This is a genomic window from Rhodococcus sp. A14 (genome assembly GCF_011603105.1).
Lineage (GTDB): Bacteria > Actinomycetota > Actinomycetes > Mycobacteriales > Mycobacteriaceae > Rhodococcus_F > Rhodococcus_F opacus.
On sequence record NZ_JAAOQS010000066.1, the window covers coordinates 1 to 17764 of the forward strand.

Here is a 17764-nt window from a genome sequence, read left to right on the forward strand (position 1 = left end):
CGGCAATGACCGCCGTCGTCAGGCCGGCGGCGGCGCCGAGACCCGAACTGATCCCGAACCCCAACGCCAGCGGCAGCGCCACCAGCGCGACGATCAGCCCGGCGAGCAGGTCCGCGCCCGGGGCACCAGACGCGGGTGTCCACTCACCCCAGCGCGGCAGCAGCGCGGCCACCGACCGCGCCGCCCGCACGAGGGCGCTCTCGGCCGCGTCGGCCGGGCCGGTCGGGGTTGGTTCGGTCATCGACGTTCCTCGGTAATGACGGCCAGCGGGCCATCTGTTCTATAATTGCTAATGTTAGCAAGTAACCATCATGGAAAGTTGAGTGATGCGGGTAACCCCGATCACCGCCCTGCGGGGGCGGATTCTGCACTGCACCGACTGCGGACGGTGGTGCCGGGTGTCGGCGCTGCGGACCGGCACCGACTGCTGCCCCAGGTGTGGGCACGGGGCGCTGGTCGTGGGCGGGACCGGACGGCCTCACCGCTCGGAACCCGGCACGGTCTCGAACTGATCCGTGCTGCCCGGCCGGCATGGGGGACCAGGCGCCCCAGGGGCGTTGCGCGTCCCGGGTCAGAACTGCGGTTGTGACCGGCGCGAATCCTTCTCGGGGGAGGTAGGGTGAGCGCCCCGGCGGTGGAGGACGTCGCCGAGTTCGAGATCGGCCAGGCGGAGCTTGAGGGCCCCGAGCTCTTCGCGCAGGACGTCGGGCAGCGTGTTGCCGCCGATCCTCGCGTACCACTCGTCGATCAACCGGGTCTCGGCCACCCATTCGGTCGTGTCGACCTTCAAGGCGGCGGCGATCTTGGTGTGATCGAACTTCAAGCCCGTCAGGTCGAGGGCGCCCGGGGTGGGCACCAGGCCGATCGGGGTCTCGTCGGCTTCGGCGGTGCCCTCGATCCGCCGCAGCGCCCACTCGAGGATCCGGGAATTCTCCCCGAAGCCCGGCCAGAGAAATTCGTCGTCATCGCCGCGGCGGAACCAGTTGACGTAGAAGATCTTCGGCAACAACCCGGCGTTCGTCCGGGTGCCGATGTCGAGCCAGTGCTGGAAGTAGTCCCCGACGTGGTAGCCGAGGAACGGCAGCATCGCCATCGGGTCGCGGCGCACGACGCCGACCTGCCCGGCCGCGGCGGCCGTGGTTTCCGACGACAGGGTCGAGGCCAGGAACACCCCGTGCTGCCAGCTGCGCGATTCGGTGACCAGTGGGATTGTGGTGGCGCGGCGGCCGCCGAAGAAGATCGCCGAGATCGGCACCCCGGCCGGATCGTTCCATTCGGGGGCGACGGTCGGGCACTGGGCGATCGGGGTGCAGTACCGGGAGTTCGGGTGCGCGGCAGGCTCTCCGGAGGTCGGGGTCCAGTCCCGTCGTTTCCAGTCCGTCAGGTGCGGCGGCGGCGTGTCGGTCATCCCTTCCCACCAGATATCGCCGTCGTCGGTGCGGGCGACGTTGGTGAAGATCGAGTTGCCCCGCTCGAGAGTGGCCATGGCGTGCGGGTTGGTGTGGACGCCGGTGCCGGGGGCGACGCCGAAGAACCCGGCCTCCGGGTTGACCGCATAGAGCCGGCCGTCGTCACCGAACCGCAGCCAGGCGATGTCGTCGCCGATCGTTTCGGCCGTCCATCCGTCGAGGGTGGGGTCGAGCATCGCGAGGTTGGTCTTGCCGCAGGCCGACGGGAACGCCGCGGCGACGTAGTGCACTCGCTGCTCGGGTGAGGTGAGTTTGAGGATCAGCATGTGCTCGGCAAGCCAGCCCTCGTCCTTCGCCATCTTCGACGCGATCCGCAGTGAGTAGCACTTCTTGCCGAGCAGGGCGTTGCCGCCGTAGCCGGAGCCGTAGCTCCAGATGGTGCGCTCCTCGGGGAAGTGGGAAATATATTTGGTGTGGTCGCACGGCCACGGCACGTCGGCCTGCCCCGGGTACAGCGGGGCGCCGACCGAGTGCAGGCATCGGACGAACTCGGTGCCCGCGATGAGCCTGTCCCACACCGGGGTGCCGGAGCGGGTCATGATCTGCATCGAGACCGCCACGTACTCCGAATCGGTGATCTGGACCCCGAACTTCGGCTCGGCCGCATCGAGGGGGCCCATACAGAACGCGATGACGTACATCGTCCGCCCGGCCATCGCGCCGCGGAAGTGCTCGGTCATCACCGTTTTCATGTCGACCGGGTCCATCCAGTTGTTCGTCGGACCCGCGTCGGCCTGGAACCGGGAACAGATGAAGGTGCGGTCCTCGACCCGGGCGACGTCCTCGGGGTCGGAGACGCACCAGAAGGAGTTCGGTTTGCGCTCCAGCCGCACGAAGGTGCCCCGCTCGACCAGTTGGGTGGTCAGCCGGTCCCACTCGCCGGCGCTGCCGTCGCACCACACCACCTCGTCCGGTGCGGTGAGGTCGGCGATCTCGTCGACCCAGGACACGACGGCGGGATGCGCGGTCGGGGCGGCGGCGGTGGGGGTGCTCACGGTGTTCTCCTCAAAAGAATTCGACAAAAGACTTCGACAGAATGTGTTTGCGGCGCGGTGCGTTCGATCACCGATGGTGATCGCGATACGGGACGGGATGGCCCAGGGCCCGGCTCACGTGGCGGGCGACGGCGGACACCAGCAGCCGATCATCGGCGAACGGCAGCATCTGGTCGGCGGGGGTGATCAGCGCCAGCGCCCGCACACATGCGGGCACCACCTCGACCGTCACGGTCCGCACCTGGTGTCCACACAGCGCGGCGAGCAGCCCGGGTAGCACCAGCGCACCATAGGCGAAGCCGTCGGCGGGGACCGTCACCGTGCGCCCGAGCGCCGCACCGTCGGGGGCGCAGCCGGAGAGATCGACCAGGACATCGTTGTGTTCCATCAATCGGCGCAGCGGGAACGCCTCGGCATCACGCTTGTGCCAGCTGCTCAGATCCCCGACTCGGGAGGCGATCAACACCGGCGCCAGCAGCGGCGCCCACGACGCGCCGGTGATGACGACTCTGCCGGCGCGTGGGGGGACGCTGCGGCGGCGCAGGGTGGTGATCGTCGCGGCCGCCACCGCCGCTGTCAGCACGTCCAGTTCGGTGAGGATCACGGGCCCGCGCTCGGTCAGTATGTGCGGTTCACTCGTGGTCACCGTAAGGCACAGCGCGCGCATCGGAGTCCGCTCCCGGATGAGTGCCGCATAGTCCTCCATCGCGACCCACGGCGGCCGGGTCCGCGCCGACCCGGCCGTGCCCGAGCGGGTGGTGGACACCGCGACGACGGCAACGCTGACTCCCGTCAAGGCCGGACCGGCGCCGTCGGGCGAACCGCTGGCACCACCGTCGTGATTGTTCGTCACCGCCCACTTCTCTTTTCTCGTTTTCCGATCGAGTGTGAAATCTCCGCGCCATCATCTACACGATGTACGCACTTAAGAAAATTCGCAATCAGCATGTGCAATGGGGGGATTCCTGCCTCGGTGAGCCCCCGTCAGCCCCCGGGTTCACCCACCAAGGCAGGAGGTTCGGACACGTCCTCGAGTACTTCGGCCTGCCCGGCGACCACCCCGGTCAAGATCCCCCGCGCAACCCGCAGGAGCTCGGCGATGCGGGGGGAAGTCAGCGCGTAGGACACCGACAGGCCCTCGCGGCGGGCGGTGACCAGGCCGGCCCGTCGGAGGATCGACAGCTGCTGGGACAGGTTCGCCGGCTCGATGCCCACCTCGGGCAACATCTCGGAGACGGCGTGTTCGCGTTCGCTGAGCAGCTCGAGGACCCGGATGCGCGCCGGGTGCCCCAAGGTTTTGAAGAAGTCCGCCTTCATCTGATACAGCGGTTGGCGCGAGTTCGCGGTCATGGCTCCTCCTGTCGTCCGGGTCGAGCCAGCGGCGGCGAGGTGCGTGTCGCGCTCGCCGCGGCGCCGGGTCTGCTGCCTCGCCTGCAACCTGCAATCCCGGCAGGTTGCGTTACTTGCGAATCTTAGCAATTCGCTAGAATTCGCGCTGCAGAGCCCCTTCCGGCCCCGCATCCCGAAACCCGGGGCGCCCGTAAACGGTCGCGGCAGGCGCTCGCCACCGAGGGGAGAGGACCGGACCGACTGCGCTGGTCAACGATCCCCACCCTGTCCGATGCCGGCCATCGGCCGGTGGTGAGAGAGCCGATGAGCACAGCCGATGCAGAGATGACAGCGCCACCTGGGTTACGGCGACCGGGGCGACGATCGTTGCGATGCACCTCGGTTTCGTCGACGCCTTCGGGTTCGTCGTCTTCGGCGGGTTCTTCGTCTCCTCGGTCGATGCCACCACCACCCGGACCGGCGTCGCCCTCGGCGGCAGTTCGTGGTTCGTCGTGGGCCTGGCCGGGGCCATTCTTGCCGGGTTCGTCGTCGGTGTCGTCATGGCCGCGGTGGTCGGCCGGATGTGGCCACGCCAGCGGGTGCCGGGGGTTTTGCTGCTCACGGCGGTTCTCCTCGCGGCGGCCGGCGCTCTCCATGCGGTCACCACCACTGCACCCCTGATCGGATTCGCCCTCGCCCTGGCTATGGGCGTCGAAGCCACCCTTCTCGGAGACCGGTGGCCTGCTCGCCGCGGCGGCGCGGTCCCTGACCGACCGCCTGTTCGGCAGAGGGGATCCCGGTGATGGGTTCGATACCTGCGGCTCTGGGGTGCGGTCGCGGTGGGGGCGGCCGCTGGCGCGGTGGCATACCGGGTGCTCGCATTCAACGCCGTGTGGATCGCCGTGGGTGCCGCGACCCTCGCCGCCTACGCATTCAGGAACAGCCCCACCGACCCGGCCGACGCCGCCGGCCCGTAGGGACTGGAAAGCTTGGCGCCCCACCGCCGACCGATCAGCGCGGGGGTCCCGTCGGCCAATCCGGACCGGACCCCGGAGTCGTGTACAGGCCCCCGGAGACCGCCGCCCGGCCGCGCAAGGCCGCGGTGTCACCGCGACGACGGCCTCGTGCGAACCGGGATTTCCATTTGCGGGTGGTGTGCGGTGGTGGTGTGCGGTGGTGGTGTGGGGCCGGAAGGGTGTGCCTTGGATGCGGGGAGACTTGCACAACTGACCCGCGCCGAGGCATCGTGCCTTACTTCTTCTGACACGTCCCGTCGCCGGTGCGCGAACCGGAATTTCCGTCGGCGTAATGTTCCCGCCGAGCAGGCGCAACAGGGCGGGTGAACAATCACCGCATGCCCCACTCCCACCCGGTCTCCGCGTGGAAAACCCTCCGCCAGGGTAACGAGCGCTTCGTCAGCGGAGTCTCGATCCACCCCAGTCAGGGAATCGCCGACCGCGCGCAGCTCGTCGACGAGCAGCACCCCACCGCGGTGGTGTTTGGATGCGGAGACTCACGTGTCGCTGCGGAAATCATCTTCGATCAGTGCCTCGGTGACATGTTTGTCGTCCGAACGGCCGGCCACGTCCTCGACGACGCCGTGCTCGGTTCCATCGAGTACGCGGTGCAGATTCTCGAGGCGCCCTTGATCGTCGTGCTGGGTCATGACGGTTGCGGGGCCGTGAAGTCCACACTGGACGCGCTGGACAAGGGCAAGGTTCCGGACGGCTTCATCCGCAGCATCGTCGAACGGGTGGCGCCGTCGATCATGATGGGTCGCAAGGAGGGCCTCACGGCCGTCGACGAACTCGAGGGCCGCCACGTCGTGGAGACCGGGGCTCTCCTCATGCAGCGTTCGCGCATCATCGTCGATCGCGTCGGAAGTGGTGCCTGCGCGATTGCCGGCCTCACCTACAAGCTGTCGGACGGCCGGATGCACCTGCAGGGAGGGGTCGGAGACATCGGCGAGCTCCGCGACTGACGCGGCCGAACCCGCTGAGCCGCTGGAGCACGGCACCGAACTACCGTGCGGAACGGTGTGCACCCACGATTTGCGCACCGCGGTCGGCCCCGGGGTACCAGATAACAGCGATCGCTCGGAAAGACCCCACCGACCCGCCTCGTAACCCGACGTCGACGACACCCTTCGGAGCAGCCAGGCGAACATATGTACTGCTGATCCGTTGAGCGGGGTCTGATTATCAACTTCACCGAAAGTGGTTGCTGGAGGGGCCATACCGTCGCCCTGACGGCAGCATCGGCCGGCGGATGATCGTGCAGCTGCGGGATATCACCGAGGAATGAGGGGAACGAGATGGGACTGTTCACCGACGACAAGGGCCGACCCGAGTTGGTCGTGCACCCGGACATCAAGTTGGGACGCGCGCACTTCCGGCCCGTCGACGACCAACCCGAGAGCGAACCCGAGGAGACACCGAAGCAACGCGCCCGCCGGGAGCTGAGGAAGCGGATGACCGAGGAACGGCTGTCGAGACAGAAAACCGAAGGCACCAACCCCGAGAAGGGGTAAACGCGTCCGGCTCATCCTGTGCACCCGCAGTGTCCAAACTCTAGCCCATTCTTGCTCATGTACTAGACAGCACGCGTTGTTCGAGCGGCCCCGACACCGCGATCAGAGGATCGGGGGACGTGTCATCATCCCTGGTGAAAACCGCACTCCGTAGCGGTCGGAGCGGCGGCAAGGAACGGGCGCACCTCGAGCCACTCGTGGATCGGCTTGCCACCCGCCCCCGGAGCCGCGGGCAACTCGCCGGCCAGTTCGAGTGCCCGCTCGTGGGTCTCGACGTCGATCACCATCCAGCCGGCGATCACGTCCTTGGTCTCCGCGAACGGGCCATCGGTCACCGGCGGCCGCCCCTCGCCGTTGTACCGGACGAACGTGCCCTCCGCGGAAAGTGTCTGACTGTCGACGAATTCGCCGGTGCCCTCGAGCCGGGCGGCGAAGTCGTGAGCAGCAGCTCACGGGCTGCCGGAGAGGCACCGGCGAGCATCTCGTCCCGGTGCTCCTTCCAGTCATCCCAGTCCCAGCCCGCACCGGCATCGATGCAGCTCTCGAACCGCTTTCCAAACACTCACTGAGTGGATGTACGAGAACCTCACGTAGGGATCGCCGGTGCCATCGGTGTTCCGCCGAGATGTGACAACGCTGCTGCCGCCCTATATCTCGGGCGACTGCGGCGTTGAGGTGGGTGGGTTTAGATGGCTTGTGCGGTGGGGAGGATGGTGATTTCGGTGAGGTTGACGTGCTTGGGGACGGCGGTGAGGAAGGCGACGGTTTCGGCGACGTCTTCGGATTGGAGGACGTCGATCTGGTCGATCAGGTCGGCCATGAGTTTGCTGGCGTCGGGGTCGGTGACGTGGTCGGGCAGTTCGGTGTCGACCATGCCGGGTTCGATGGTGGCGACGCGGACGTTTTTTCGGCCGAGTTCGGTGCGCAGTAGGCGGGTGAGCTGGCTGATGTAGGCCTTGGTGCCGGAGTAGACCTGGAACTTTTCGAGGACGCGGGTGGCGGCGATCGAGGAGGTGGTGATCAGGTCGGCGGGTTTGTCGTCGGCGGCGGCCTGGACGAGGGGTTCGACGAAGGCCTGGATGGTGTTCATCACGCCCTTGATGTTGAGGTCGATCTGGGTGTCCCAGTCGTCGACCTTGAGGTCGACGATTTCGGAGATCAGCTGGACGCCGGCGTTGGCGAAGACGAGGTCGACGGGGCCGAGTTCGGTGGTGATGCGGTCGGCGGTGGCTTGCATGGCGGTGCGGTCGGTGACGTCGGTGGTGACGGCGATCGCGGTGCCGCCGGCGGCGTTGATGCGGTTGGCGGTGGTGGTGATGCGGTCGGTGCGGCGGGCGAGGAGGGCGACCTTGGCGCCGAGTTGGGCGAGTCGTTCGGCGGTGGCTTCGCCGATTCCGCTGGAGGCGCCGGTGACGACGGCGATGCGGCCGGTGAGGGGGGTTCCGGTCAGGACCTGGCTCATGGGGTGTGTCTCCTTGACGGTGGTGTTTCGAGGTGTGGTTCCCTCGGGGTACGGATTCCATCGTCGGCGTGATCGGGGTGGGCGAACAGGCCGCGATCTGCCTAGGTGCGCCACACCCAGGCAAATCGCTATGCCGAGGCGGGGGCCTTCCTCATTGAGCCGCTGATGCTTCGTCCTCCGCATACCGGAATGCTCTGTCCAGTCAGGTAACCGGATCCGGCGTCGGCGAGGAACGCAACGGTGCGTGCGACATCGAGGGGCTGTCCCACTCGGCCGACCGGGATGGATTGGCGCACTCGCTCGATGATCTCGGTGGGCATTGAATTCGACATCGGTGTTTCGATGAACCCGGGCGCGATGCAGTTGACGGTGATGCCGTCGGTTGCAAGACCCAGCGACAGGCTTCTACTCACGCCGGCGATCCCGCCCTTGGAGGCGGCGTAGTTGGTGGAGCCGAAGTTGCCCAGCCATGCGCGCGAGGTCAGCGAGATGATCCGGCCACTTCCCGAGTGGCGCAGCGCCGGTAATGCGGCGGCAGTGGTGGTCAGCATCCCGATCAGATTGACATCGAGAACCTGCCGGAAGACTGCGGGATCCATCTTCTCGATTCGGGCGTCGTTGAGGATTCCCGCGCAGTTCACCAGAACATCGAGCCCGCCGAGTCGGGAGACGGTGGCGTCGACCGCGGCCTGCACGGATTCCCGGTCGGCTAGGTCCGCGGCGCGGGCAGAAACAGTGACACCGGTCTCGGTGATGTCGTTCGCGACTGCCCGCAGTCCGGTTTCGGAGATGTCGGAAAGGCCGAGACTGTATCCGAGTTCGGCCAAGTGTTCGGCGATGCCTCGCCCGATACCGCCTGCAGCGCCGGTGATGAAGGCGACCCGAGGTCGTGGTGCGAGTCTTTGGCCGTCTGAGTTCATGGGTGCAGCCTTCCGAGGTCGGTGCCGTTGGCGGCGTAGATTTCCTGACCGGTCACCGCAGCCGCGTGCTCGGCGGTGAGTGTCGCGATCAGTTCGGTGACGGCCGGTTCGTTGGGATCGGTGTCGTAGAAGACTGCGTTCGCGGCACCGCCGTGCCGCTGCAGCTCGATGGCAACAGACCGGACGAAGCTGATCAGTGCACCGGTAACCGCGCAGTCCAACGGTCTGAGCGGGTCTCCCAATGCCGCCGACGCCGGGGCGAGGATGACCACCCGGCCGCGATGGCGTGCCTCGGTGATGGCTGTCCAGTGATGCTGAACGGCGGAAAATGCAGTCATCAGTGGATCTACCACCGCCCGCTCGAGGTCCGCGGTGTCGAGCGTGGGGTCACCCTCGGCGCCACGGTAGACGAGCACCACGACCGAGGAGGCGGGTGCGTCGGCGGGAGGGGTGGTGTCGGCGAGATCGATCGTAGTGAACGCCGAGGTGGTCATCGCGTCACCAGCAGGACTGTGACAGAGCCACCGTCGGTGCCGCTGACAGTGCCTCCCTTGCAATAGGCGAGCCCGATATTCGCGTCGTCGACCTGCCGTTGCCCGGCACGGTCGGTGAGTTGCCAGGTGAGCTCGCAGATTTGTGCGACCCCGGTGGCACCCACCGGGTGTCCACGACTGAGGAGTCCACCGCTGGCGTTGACGGGGAGTTTGCCGCCGATCGAGGTGTTACCGTTCTCGGTCCACCTCCCGCCCTCGCCGACGGGGACGACGCCGAGGCCTTCCAGGCGGACGATCTCGGCGATCGTGAAGCAGTCGTGCATCTCTACCAGGTCGATGTCTTCCGGCCCGTATCCGGTGATGTCCCAGGCCTGTTCGCCGGCGCGGCGTGACACGTCCTCGTCGTTGAGGTTGGTGTCGGCGGTCACGATCTTGCCGCTGACGAGGGCGCAGCCGGCGATGCGCGGAGCTGATGATCGCCCGAGTTTGGCGAGACCGGCTGCACTGCACAGCACCACTGCGGCGGCGCCGTCGCTGATGGGACTGCAATCGAGCAATCCCAGGGGATCGGCGATGGTGCGGGCGTCGAGAACTTCCTGCAAACTGATCGGCCGCTGGTATTGAGCGAATGGGTTGTGCACCGAGTGTGCGTGATTCTTCACGGCCACCGCGGCAATCTGCTCGCGGGTGGCACCGTGGTCGGACATGTACCGCCGAGCGCTCATCCCGTGATTGGCGGCCATGACCAAGCCGTTGATGGCATCGAGGTCCGTGGGATCGGGCATGACCCCACCGGACACGCGGTCGGTCATCTTCTCCGCGCCGATGACCAGCACGATGTCGTACAGGCCGGCCTTGATCGCGATCCAGGCTTCTCGGATCGCGGTGGCACCGCTGGCGCAGTAGTTTTCGTGGTTGGATACGGGGAGTCCGCCGAGGCCCATTTGCGCCGCGACGCGTTGGCCGGCGACCGGACCGCCGAAGACATGCCCGACGTAGACGGATTCGATGTCCTTAGTGCTCACGCCCGCGTCGGACATCGCTTCGCGTGCGGCGCCGACGGCAAGTTTCTCGAACGTGACGTCGACGGGGTACTTGCCGAATCGCACCATGCCAGCGCCGGCGATGTAGGTCTCGCTCATCGGTTCTCCTCGGTGCCCCGGAAGCGGTACCACCACAGTGGCTCTCCGGAGGAATCGGTCTTCAATGTGAACAACTCGACAGCAACTTCGTCGTCGATCTCGACGGCACCTGTCGCCGCGCCCAACAATCGGACACCGTCGTCGAGATCGACGGTCACCAGGGTGTACGGCGTCTGCAACGGGGGCGGGGCCTGGTGAACGACGGTCCAACTGACGACTCGACCTCGGCCGGCCAGCAGGACGTTGTCGACGGCGTCAGCCCCGCAATGAGGGCACAGCGGCCGCTCCGGGAACGAGCGTCGGCTACACACCCGGCAGGCAATACCCTTAAGGCCCTGCGGCTCCAAATTGACGACATCGCTTCTCAGTGGTGAACCTGTGGAAATCATGGGCTACATTCCGCCTCTCTGAACTAGCTGCGCTGCAATGACGTTCTTCTGGATTTCGTTGGTGCCCTCACCGACGACCACCAGGGGGCGTCGCGGAAGTCGCGCGAGAGTTCCTCGGTGACCTGGACATAGCACGGCGTCGAGACCGGGGCGCCCCCGAATTCTTCGGGAACGGCCAGCCCGCAGATGCCGATATCCTTCATCTGTTCGATGAATTTCTCGGGGTACTCGTTCTGGTGTTCCATCTCGTTGACCACGGGCTTCACATCGCGGGTCGATGAAGTCGCGGACAGTCTGGATGAGGAGTTGTTCTTCCTCGGGGATGTCGAAGGTCACGTGAGAGTCCGTCTGTGTCAGTGGTCGGCGAGCGGAGTGGGAACGGACCGGGTGGGCATCCCGGTGGCGTCGAGCCCGAGTTCGGTGAGCGCAAGTTCGCGTAGGCGGGCCTTGGGTACCTTGCCGCTGGCGACGCGCGGGAAGCTGGCGCTGGTTCCGTAGATCGCATGGTGCGGGGCTTTGTATTTGGCGGCCTTGCTGCGGACGTGGTCCTGGATCCGGGCGAGGGTGACGTCGTCGCGGTCGGCGTCGACGAAGACGACGATCGCCTCACCGCGGACGATGTCGGGGATGCCCACGGCATGCACTTCCCGGACGCCGGCGATTTCCCCGACCAGGAGTTCTACTTCGAGGGGGCTGACGTTGATGCCGCCGGGTTTCATCATTTCCGAGAGCCGGGAGTGGAAGTGCAGGTACCCGTGCTCGTCCATGTATGCGAGGTCGCCGGTGCGGAAGAAGCCGTCGGGTGTCATGACCTCGCGGTTGCGGTCGGGATCCTTGTAGTAGCCGCGCATGACGTGTCCGCGGATCAGGATCTGTCCGATTTCACCGGCCGGTAGGGGGTCGTCGGTTTCCGGGTCGGCGATGCGGAAGTCCCAGTCGGGGAGGGGTCGGCCGATGGTGCCCTCGGCCCGTTCGACGGGGTCGTGGGCATCGGTCAGCGCGCACAACCCGTAGGACTCGGTCAATCCGTAGATGCTGGTGCCCAGGGTCAGTCCGAGTTCGGTGCGGGCGAGTTGGCGGTCGGCTTTGCTCAGGCCGAGGACACCCTTGCGGAGGCTGAGTTGGCGGCGAGCGCGGTCGGGATGGTCGACGAGGCTTCGGGTCATGTTGCCCAGTCCGTAGTAGGCGGTGCAGCGTTCACGTTCGAGCAGTTCGAGGGCTCGGCCGGGTTCATACACCTCCATGAGGACCACGCACGCGCCGTGGGTCCAGGTCGCGCCGAGGGCCTGAATGACACCGAGACCGTAGAACAGCGGTGTCGCGAGAAATGACCGGTCGTGCTCGTCGAGCGCCTGCCGTTCGCCGATGTTGAAGGTATTGACGATGGCGTGGTGGTGTTCGAGAGCGACACACTTGGGTCGGGCCGTGCTGCCACTGGTGTAGATGAGGTACGCGAGGTCGTCCGGTTCGACAGCGGCTTCGGCATCGGTCAGTGCGGCGTCGCTGATCTGTTCTCCGCGCCCGAGGAACTGGTGCAGCGGTACCGCAGCCGGGAGACGGTGGTCTCCGAGCTCGACGACCTGACGCAACGTCGGCAATGCCGTGTCGTGGAGTACGCCGTCGGGGCCGGGTGAGTCGGTGACCGCCGCGACGGCGCCCGCGACGATGGGGGCATAGTCCGTACCGCGCAGTCGGTCGAAGAACAGCAGGGCTTTCACGTCGCCGTGGTCGAGCGCATACGAGAGTTCATCGGTCTTGTACCAGGTGTTGATGGGCACGACGGCGGCGCCTATCCGGGCCCCGGCCATCGCGGTATATAGCCACTCGGGCCGATTGCCTGCCAAGATGGCGATCGAGTCACCGCGACCGATTCCTATGGCGAGCAGTGCCTTCGACCATCTGCTGACCTCGCGATCGAGGTCGGCGAAGGTGATGTCGGTCCCTTCGAAAGAGAGCGCGGCGCGTCTGGGGAAGCGGTCGGCCATTTCGTGCAGCAATGCCCCCCAGGTGTGAGCGGCAGGAGCTGATGCGGTCATTGGAGTTCCTCGGGTTGTGCAGGCGACGAAACGATGGGGACAGCTGCAGGCGGGGTGGGTAAGCCGGGTGTGTCGACGGCAAAGGCGAGTACGCGCCCGCCTTTGGCGACCGTCACGATGAGACGGTCGAGCGCGGCGCCGGCGAAGCAGACACTGGTGGGCATCGTTCCTTTACCGATCGCCAACTGCTCGCGCAGCTGCGCGGCCGGGTCGAAGTAGGTAACCGTGCCCGATTTGCTCCCCGCCACCCACAACCCGCCGCGTGCGTCGACGGTGATGCCATCGGGGGTTGGGACGGTGATCTCCGGGAAGTCATGATCGACGGTCGCGGTCGAAGCTGTGACCACATAGCGGCGCACCCGGTCGCGCGCGGTCTCGGCGACGTACAGGTGTTCCGGGGAGGTTCCGAACGCGATGCCGTTGGGGAAGAAGACGTCGTCGAGAATGACGGTTGCGTGATCGGCCGCGGGATCGTATCGCCAGACGCGGCCCGGCAGGGCTGCGTCGCCGAAGCCGTGACCGTTCGGGTCGGTGAACCAGAGCGCGCCGTCCGGCCCGAACGCACAGTCCGAGGGAGCATGGACGTTCTCGCTGAGGATGGTGCGCGGCGCGGCGGGAGCGTGGTGATCCCAGACCTGGATGGACGGGGTGGTGTGCAGCTGTGACCTGGTGGGCATCGCCTCGCCACCATTCTGGGTGATCCACAGTCGACCGTCGCACCCGAGCGTCATGCCGTTGGGTCCGCCACCGGTTTCGGCGACCGCAACGGCCGGTTGGCCGTCGAGGAAGACCTCGTACAACGCGCCGCGGCTGACGCTCGTGACGAATAGTCGGCCGTCGGTGGTCCACACGGGGCCCTCGGTGAAGCCGATGTTCTCTGCGAGTGTCAGGCCGTCCTCGACTGTTCTGGTGGTGATCGATGGTGCAGCCATCAGTGTTGTCCTGTTCTGGTCGTCGCCGGTGTCGTGCAATCGGTCGACGCACAACGCGTCATCAACGTTGTTGCCGGCTCCGTGTTTTCACCGTGTCCGCCGGCATTGCCCGGTGTTCTGCTGTATCGGGGAGCGGGGGCAGGTTCGACGCGTTCTCCCCGGATGAGGGTGTTTCGGAACTGCATGTGTGGGTCGGTCACCGCTTCGTCGAGAGTGAGAACCGGGGACACACACGCGTCGAGTTCGGCGAAGACCACCGTCCATTCTTCGCGGGTTTTCGTCCGGAAGATACTCGCGAACCGATCCTTCATGGCCGGCCACTGCGCCCGGTCCTGTTGTGCCGGCAGGTCGGCGTCGGCGAGCCCGAGCCCGAGGAGCAGCCGCTGGTAGAACTGCGGCTCGATACTGCCCACGGCCATGAAAGCGTCGTCCGAGGTCCGGTAGACGTTGTAGAAGTGCGCACCACTGTCGATACTGTTCGTGCCGGGTTCGCTCGACCAGTTCCCGGTGGCCTTGCGGTTCCAGATACCGCTCATCAGCAAGCTGGTTCCGTCGATCATCGCAGCGTCGACGACCTGACCGACATTGCTCGACACCCGCTCGTAGAGCGCGGCGAGTATTCCCGTGACCAGCAGCATCCCGCCGCCGCCGTAATCACCGACGAGATTGAGCGGCGGAACGGGAACTTCCCCCTGGCGGGCGATGGACCGAAGGGCACCGGTCAGCGCGAGATAGTTGAGGTCGTGGCCGGCGGTATCGGCGAGCGGTCCGTCCTGCCCCCAGCCGGTCATTCGGGCATAGATCAAGGCAGGGTTGCGGCCTAGACAGGTATCGGGTCCGAGCCCAAGTCGTTCCATCACGCCCGGCCGGAATCCTTCGATGAGCACGTCGGCGCGATCGATGGCGTCCAGGGCACGGTCGCGTTCGCAGGGGTCCTTGAGATCAAGGCTCAGCGTGGTCCGTCCCCGGCCGAGGATGCCGGCGTCGTCGGTGGTCTGGCCGGGCCGGTTGATCCGCAGGACTTCCGCGCCGGCGTCGGCGAGCATCATCGCGGCGAACGGTGCCGACCCGAGCGCGGCGATCTCGACGACGCGCAGTCCACGGAGCGGGCCGGGGGAGGGGGCTGTGTCGGTCATGTGCCTTCCTTGTCGGCTGCGACGAAGATCAGGTGCGACTCTCCGTCGTCGGTGATGAATTCGGCGCGGACGCGCTGCCCGATCCGGAGGGAGGGCATTGGCACGCCGACGAGGTTGCCGTAGATTCTGGCGCCTTCGTCGAGTTCGATGACCGCGACGACGTATGGACTCGGCAGGTGGAAGTCGGTCCGGTAGGTCTTGCGGAAGGTTGCGTAGGACCATAGGTGGCCCTCTCCGGTCACCGCGTTCCACTGTGGAGTCTCTGTGTCGCCGCATCGAGTGCAGACCGCTTTCGGAGGGAACTGCTGGGTTCCGCAGGCCGCGCAGGCACTGATCAACAGCTCGTGGCGGGCCAGCCCCTCGCGATGGGCGGTCAACGAATAGCGGGGGCTCATGCCTGTGCTCCGTATACGACCGAGGTCACCACGGGAGCGGCGCACAGGTATTGAGCGATCGTCGCGTCGTGCACCTGGCGATCGCCGCAGGTCTTCCTCAACTGGCGGATCGCCTCGACGTTCAACCCCCACCCTTGCATGTAGCTTTCCGACAGGTGTCCGCCGGAGGTGTTGATCGGCAGCTCACCACGCAGCCCGATTCGGCCGTCCTGGATCCATGCTCCGGACTCGCCGGGTGCGCAGAATCCGAGGCCCTCGAGGGTGAAGAGCACGTTGGGGCTGAAGTTGTCGTAGGCCATCAGGACGTCGATGTCGGCGCGGGTGCAGTCGGCCATTGCGTAGGCCTGCTGCCCGGCGCTGGCGATCGCCTCACGCCAGAAGTCGTCCGGGGGGAAGTCAGAGTTGCGTAGCTGCCCTTGTTGTCCGAGCCCGAGGACATGAACGGGCGGTTGAGCACAGTCGCGGGCCCGGTCCGCGGAGGTGAGGATCATGGCCACCCCGCCGTCGTTGATCAGGCAGTAGTCGTAGATCTTCAGCGGTTCGACGATGAATCGGGACTCGAGGTAGATCTCGCGTGAGATGCGGTCTGTGAACACGGCCTGCGGGTTGAGCGAGGCGTGCTCTCGGAGGGTGATCGCGACTTGCGCCAGCTGTTCGGCGGTGGTGCCGTACTGCGCACAGTGCCGCTGGAACATCATTGCGTAAAAGGCTCCGGGAGAAGTCATTCCGTAGGGCAGGGTCAGCGCCGGGGTGGTGCCGTATCCCTCGGCGGCCGCGCTGGCGCTCGCGCTGCCGCCTCCATAGGTGTGCCCACCGGAGCGCCCGTTGTTGCCGTACACCAGCGCGATGGTGGAGGCCATCCCGGTAGCGATGGCCAGTACCGCCATCTGGATGGCGATGCCGGTCATGCGTCCCTCCGCCGGTAGCTGCGCCGACCAGCGTGGTTCGATTCCCATCCGTGAGGCCACTGCTTCGTAACTACTGACCCGGTTCACGATCAAGCCGTCGAGGTCGCCGGGAGTCAGTCCGGCATCGGTGAGTGCCGCCTGAAGGGCGGTCAAGCCCAAATCGTCGGCGGAGGAACCCGCGAGATTGCCGAATTCGGTCGTGCCGACCCCGACCACCGCGGTGGCCGCGCGAAGTACGGCCTTATCTGTGGGCCGGTATGGCTGCACTACAACTCCAAATTTGATAACTGATACGTACGGACAATTTACTGTGCCATGCCCGGCGACGTTTCCGCAAGGGGGGACGAGAATCGGGCAGCAACGTCGGATAACGTTGTGCAGCGGTGGATTCGATGCGAGGAAGAACGGGCGCCACCGGCCGCGCGGGCACGCCAGGCACCCTTCCGGTCTCATAATGCGAGGAGACCGGAAGGGTCGAAGCACCCCGGGGGAGGTCAGAGTGAGAAGTCGATGACTCCGCGGATGTTCTTACCGTCTCGCAAGTCCTGATATCCCTGGTTGATCTCGTCGAGCGTGTAACGGGTGGTGATGAGCTCGTCGAGTTTGAGCCGACCTGCATCGTAGAGTCGCAGCAAGCGGACGATGTCGTACTGCGGATTCGACGATCCGAACAGGGTGCCCTTGATGGTCTTCTCCATGAACACCATTTCCTGGCCCGACACGTGGACGGTGAGGTTGGCTGCGTTGGACACACCCGTGACCACGACCGTCGAGCCCTTCCCGATCACGTTGAATGCCGCGGTGATGGTTTCCTCGTCCATGGTTCCGATGAGCACGAGGGCCTGGTCGGCACCCTGGCCCCAGGTCAGTTCGGTGACCTTCGCGTGCGCATCTTCGGCATTGGAGAAGACGTGGGTCGCACCGAATTTGAGTGCCGTCTCTCGCTTGAACTCGACGGGATCGACGCACACGATGTACTTGGCACCGGCGTGCACCGCACCCTGCACCGCGTTGATACCCAATCCGCCGATCCCATAGATGACGGTGGTGTCCCCGGGGCGAACGTTGCCGGCGTTGACCGCGGTTCCCCATCCGGTCGGGACACCGCACCCGACGAGTACCGCGGAGTCGAGCGGAAGCCAGTCGTCGACCTTCACGACCGAGTATTCGGACACAGTCGCGAATTCGGAGAATGCCCCGAGCATGCAGAAAGCGCTGTAGTCGGTGCCGTCCTTGTGGAGACGGAAAGTGCCGTCCGGCATGCTGCCTTCGAGAATCGTGGACCCTGCGTCGCAGAGATTCTGGCGTCCGGTCGAGCAGTACCGGCAGATGCCGCAACTCGGGGTGAAGCTGCAGACCACGTGGTCACCGACCGCGACCTTCTTCACTCCGGGGCCAACCTTCTCGACGATGCCCGCCGCTTCGTGGCCGCCCACCATCGGATAGCGCACCGACAGATCTCCGTCCATCATGTGCAGATCCGAATGGCACAGCCCGGCCGCGGACATCCGCAGCATGACCTCCCCGGGGCCGGGATCGTCGATGTCGAGTTCCATGATCTCGAAGGGGGCGTGGGGCGCGGTCAGTACGGCAGCGCGTGTCTTCATTGTTCTTTCCGATCGTTCGA

The 17764-nt window shown here is 66.2% G+C and carries 19 protein-coding genes and 2 pseudogenes; 4 read left to right on the plus strand and 17 right to left on the minus strand.

What is annotated here, in order from left to right:
• From G9373_RS28480 to G9373_RS28495, 4 genes are all read right to left on the minus strand, one after another.
• Positions 1–241 (minus strand): SulP family inorganic anion transporter (locus G9373_RS28480; protein ID WP_346842855.1); only part of this gene is annotated, 241 nt, incomplete at its 3' end.
• A gap of 330 nt (positions 242–571) precedes the next feature.
• The gene (locus G9373_RS28485; protein ID WP_167117890.1) at positions 572–2464 is read right to left on the minus strand and encodes a phosphoenolpyruvate carboxykinase (GTP); all 1893 of its coding nucleotides are present in this window, start codon (positions 2462–2464) and stop codon (positions 572–574) included.
• Positions 2465–2531: 67 nt separating this feature from the next.
• On the minus strand, positions 2532–3317 hold the full coding sequence (locus G9373_RS28490; protein ID WP_167117892.1) for a hypothetical protein: 786 nt from the start codon (positions 3315–3317) through the stop codon (positions 2532–2534).
• Between the two features lie 131 nt (positions 3318–3448).
• A complete protein-coding gene (locus G9373_RS28495) occupies positions 3449–3814 on the minus strand; it encodes a metalloregulator ArsR/SmtB family transcription factor (RefSeq protein WP_164065334.1) in 366 nt (121 codons plus the stop codon).
• A gap of 371 nt (positions 3815–4185) precedes the next feature.
• Here G9373_RS28495 and G9373_RS28500 point away from each other — a divergent pair, with 371 nt between their 5' ends.
• The 4 genes from G9373_RS28500 (at position 4186) to G9373_RS28510 (ending at position 6323) form a co-directional block, all read left to right on the plus strand.
• Complete coding sequence (locus tag G9373_RS28500) at positions 4186–4596, plus strand: DUF1275 family protein (protein WP_240960782.1); 411 nt, start codon at positions 4186–4188, stop codon at positions 4594–4596.
• A gap of 36 nt (positions 4597–4632) precedes the next feature.
• Positions 4633–4770, plus strand: a complete 138-nt coding sequence (locus tag G9373_RS46765) for a hypothetical protein (protein ID WP_240960783.1) — start codon at positions 4633–4635, stop codon at positions 4768–4770.
• A 377-nt stretch (positions 4771–5147) separates the two neighbouring features.
• Complete coding sequence (locus tag G9373_RS28505) at positions 5148–5774, plus strand: carbonic anhydrase (RefSeq protein ID WP_167117894.1); 627 nt, start codon at positions 5148–5150, stop codon at positions 5772–5774.
• Between the two features lie 333 nt (positions 5775–6107).
• A complete protein-coding gene (locus G9373_RS28510; protein WP_167117896.1) occupies positions 6108–6323 on the plus strand; it encodes a hypothetical protein in 216 nt (71 codons plus the stop codon).
• Positions 6324–6448: 125 nt separating this feature from the next.
• On the opposite strand, the pseudogene G9373_RS28515 reads toward G9373_RS28510, so the two are convergent.
• From G9373_RS28515 to G9373_RS28575, 13 genes and pseudogenes are all read right to left on the minus strand, one after another.
• Positions 6449–6760, minus strand: a pseudogene (locus G9373_RS28515) (YciI family protein); the annotation flags it as partial.
• 248 nt (positions 6761–7008) lie between these two features.
• Positions 7009–7785: an SDR family oxidoreductase gene (locus G9373_RS28520; protein ID WP_167117898.1), complete on the minus strand. Its 777-nt coding sequence runs from the start codon at positions 7783–7785 to the stop codon at positions 7009–7011.
• A 128-nt stretch (positions 7786–7913) separates the two neighbouring features.
• Entirely contained in the window at positions 7914–8705 is a 792-nt protein-coding gene (locus tag G9373_RS28525; RefSeq protein ID WP_167117900.1) for an SDR family NAD(P)-dependent oxidoreductase, read from the minus strand.
• Positions 8702–9199, minus strand: coding sequence for a hypothetical protein (locus G9373_RS28530; RefSeq protein WP_167117902.1), 498 nt, complete (start codon positions 9197–9199; stop codon positions 8702–8704). The genes G9373_RS28525 and G9373_RS28530 overlap by 4 nt, the downstream gene beginning before the upstream one ends.
• Positions 9196–10341, minus strand: a complete 1146-nt coding sequence (locus G9373_RS28535) for a thiolase family protein (protein ID WP_167117905.1) — start codon at positions 10339–10341, stop codon at positions 9196–9198. The genes G9373_RS28530 and G9373_RS28535 overlap by 4 nt, the downstream gene beginning before the upstream one ends.
• The gene (locus G9373_RS28540) at positions 10338–10730 is read right to left on the minus strand and encodes an OB-fold domain-containing protein (RefSeq protein WP_240960784.1); all 393 of its coding nucleotides are present in this window, start codon (positions 10728–10730) and stop codon (positions 10338–10340) included. Before G9373_RS28540 ends, G9373_RS28535 begins: the two co-directional genes overlap by 4 nt.
• A 101-nt stretch (positions 10731–10831) precedes the next feature.
• Positions 10832–11066, minus strand: a pseudogene (locus tag G9373_RS28545) (acyl-CoA dehydrogenase family protein); the annotation flags it as partial.
• Positions 11067–11083: 17 nt separating this feature from the next.
• Positions 11084–12766 (minus strand): AMP-binding protein, encoded by a 1683-nt coding sequence (locus G9373_RS28550; RefSeq protein ID WP_167117908.1) that lies wholly within the window; start codon positions 12764–12766, stop codon positions 11084–11086.
• Positions 12763–13698 (minus strand): SMP-30/gluconolactonase/LRE family protein, encoded by a 936-nt coding sequence (locus G9373_RS28555; RefSeq protein WP_167117911.1) that lies wholly within the window; start codon positions 13696–13698, stop codon positions 12763–12765. The genes G9373_RS28550 and G9373_RS28555 overlap by 4 nt, the downstream gene beginning before the upstream one ends.
• Positions 13698–14834, minus strand: coding sequence for a CaiB/BaiF CoA-transferase family protein (locus G9373_RS28560; protein WP_167117914.1), 1137 nt, complete (start codon positions 14832–14834; stop codon positions 13698–13700). Before G9373_RS28560 ends, G9373_RS28555 begins: the two co-directional genes overlap by 1 nt.
• Positions 14831–15229, minus strand: coding sequence for a Zn-ribbon domain-containing OB-fold protein (locus G9373_RS28565; protein WP_167117917.1), 399 nt, complete (start codon positions 15227–15229; stop codon positions 14831–14833). Before G9373_RS28565 ends, G9373_RS28560 begins: the two co-directional genes overlap by 4 nt.
• The gene (locus G9373_RS28570) at positions 15226–16404 is read right to left on the minus strand and encodes a thiolase family protein (RefSeq protein ID WP_346842856.1); all 1179 of its coding nucleotides are present in this window, start codon (positions 16402–16404) and stop codon (positions 15226–15228) included. The genes G9373_RS28565 and G9373_RS28570 overlap by 4 nt, the downstream gene beginning before the upstream one ends.
• Before the next feature lie 227 nt (positions 16405–16631).
• A complete protein-coding gene (locus G9373_RS28575) occupies positions 16632–17744 on the minus strand; it encodes an NDMA-dependent alcohol dehydrogenase (RefSeq protein WP_167117923.1) in 1113 nt (370 codons plus the stop codon).
• Positions 17745–17764: the final 20 nt, after the last annotated feature.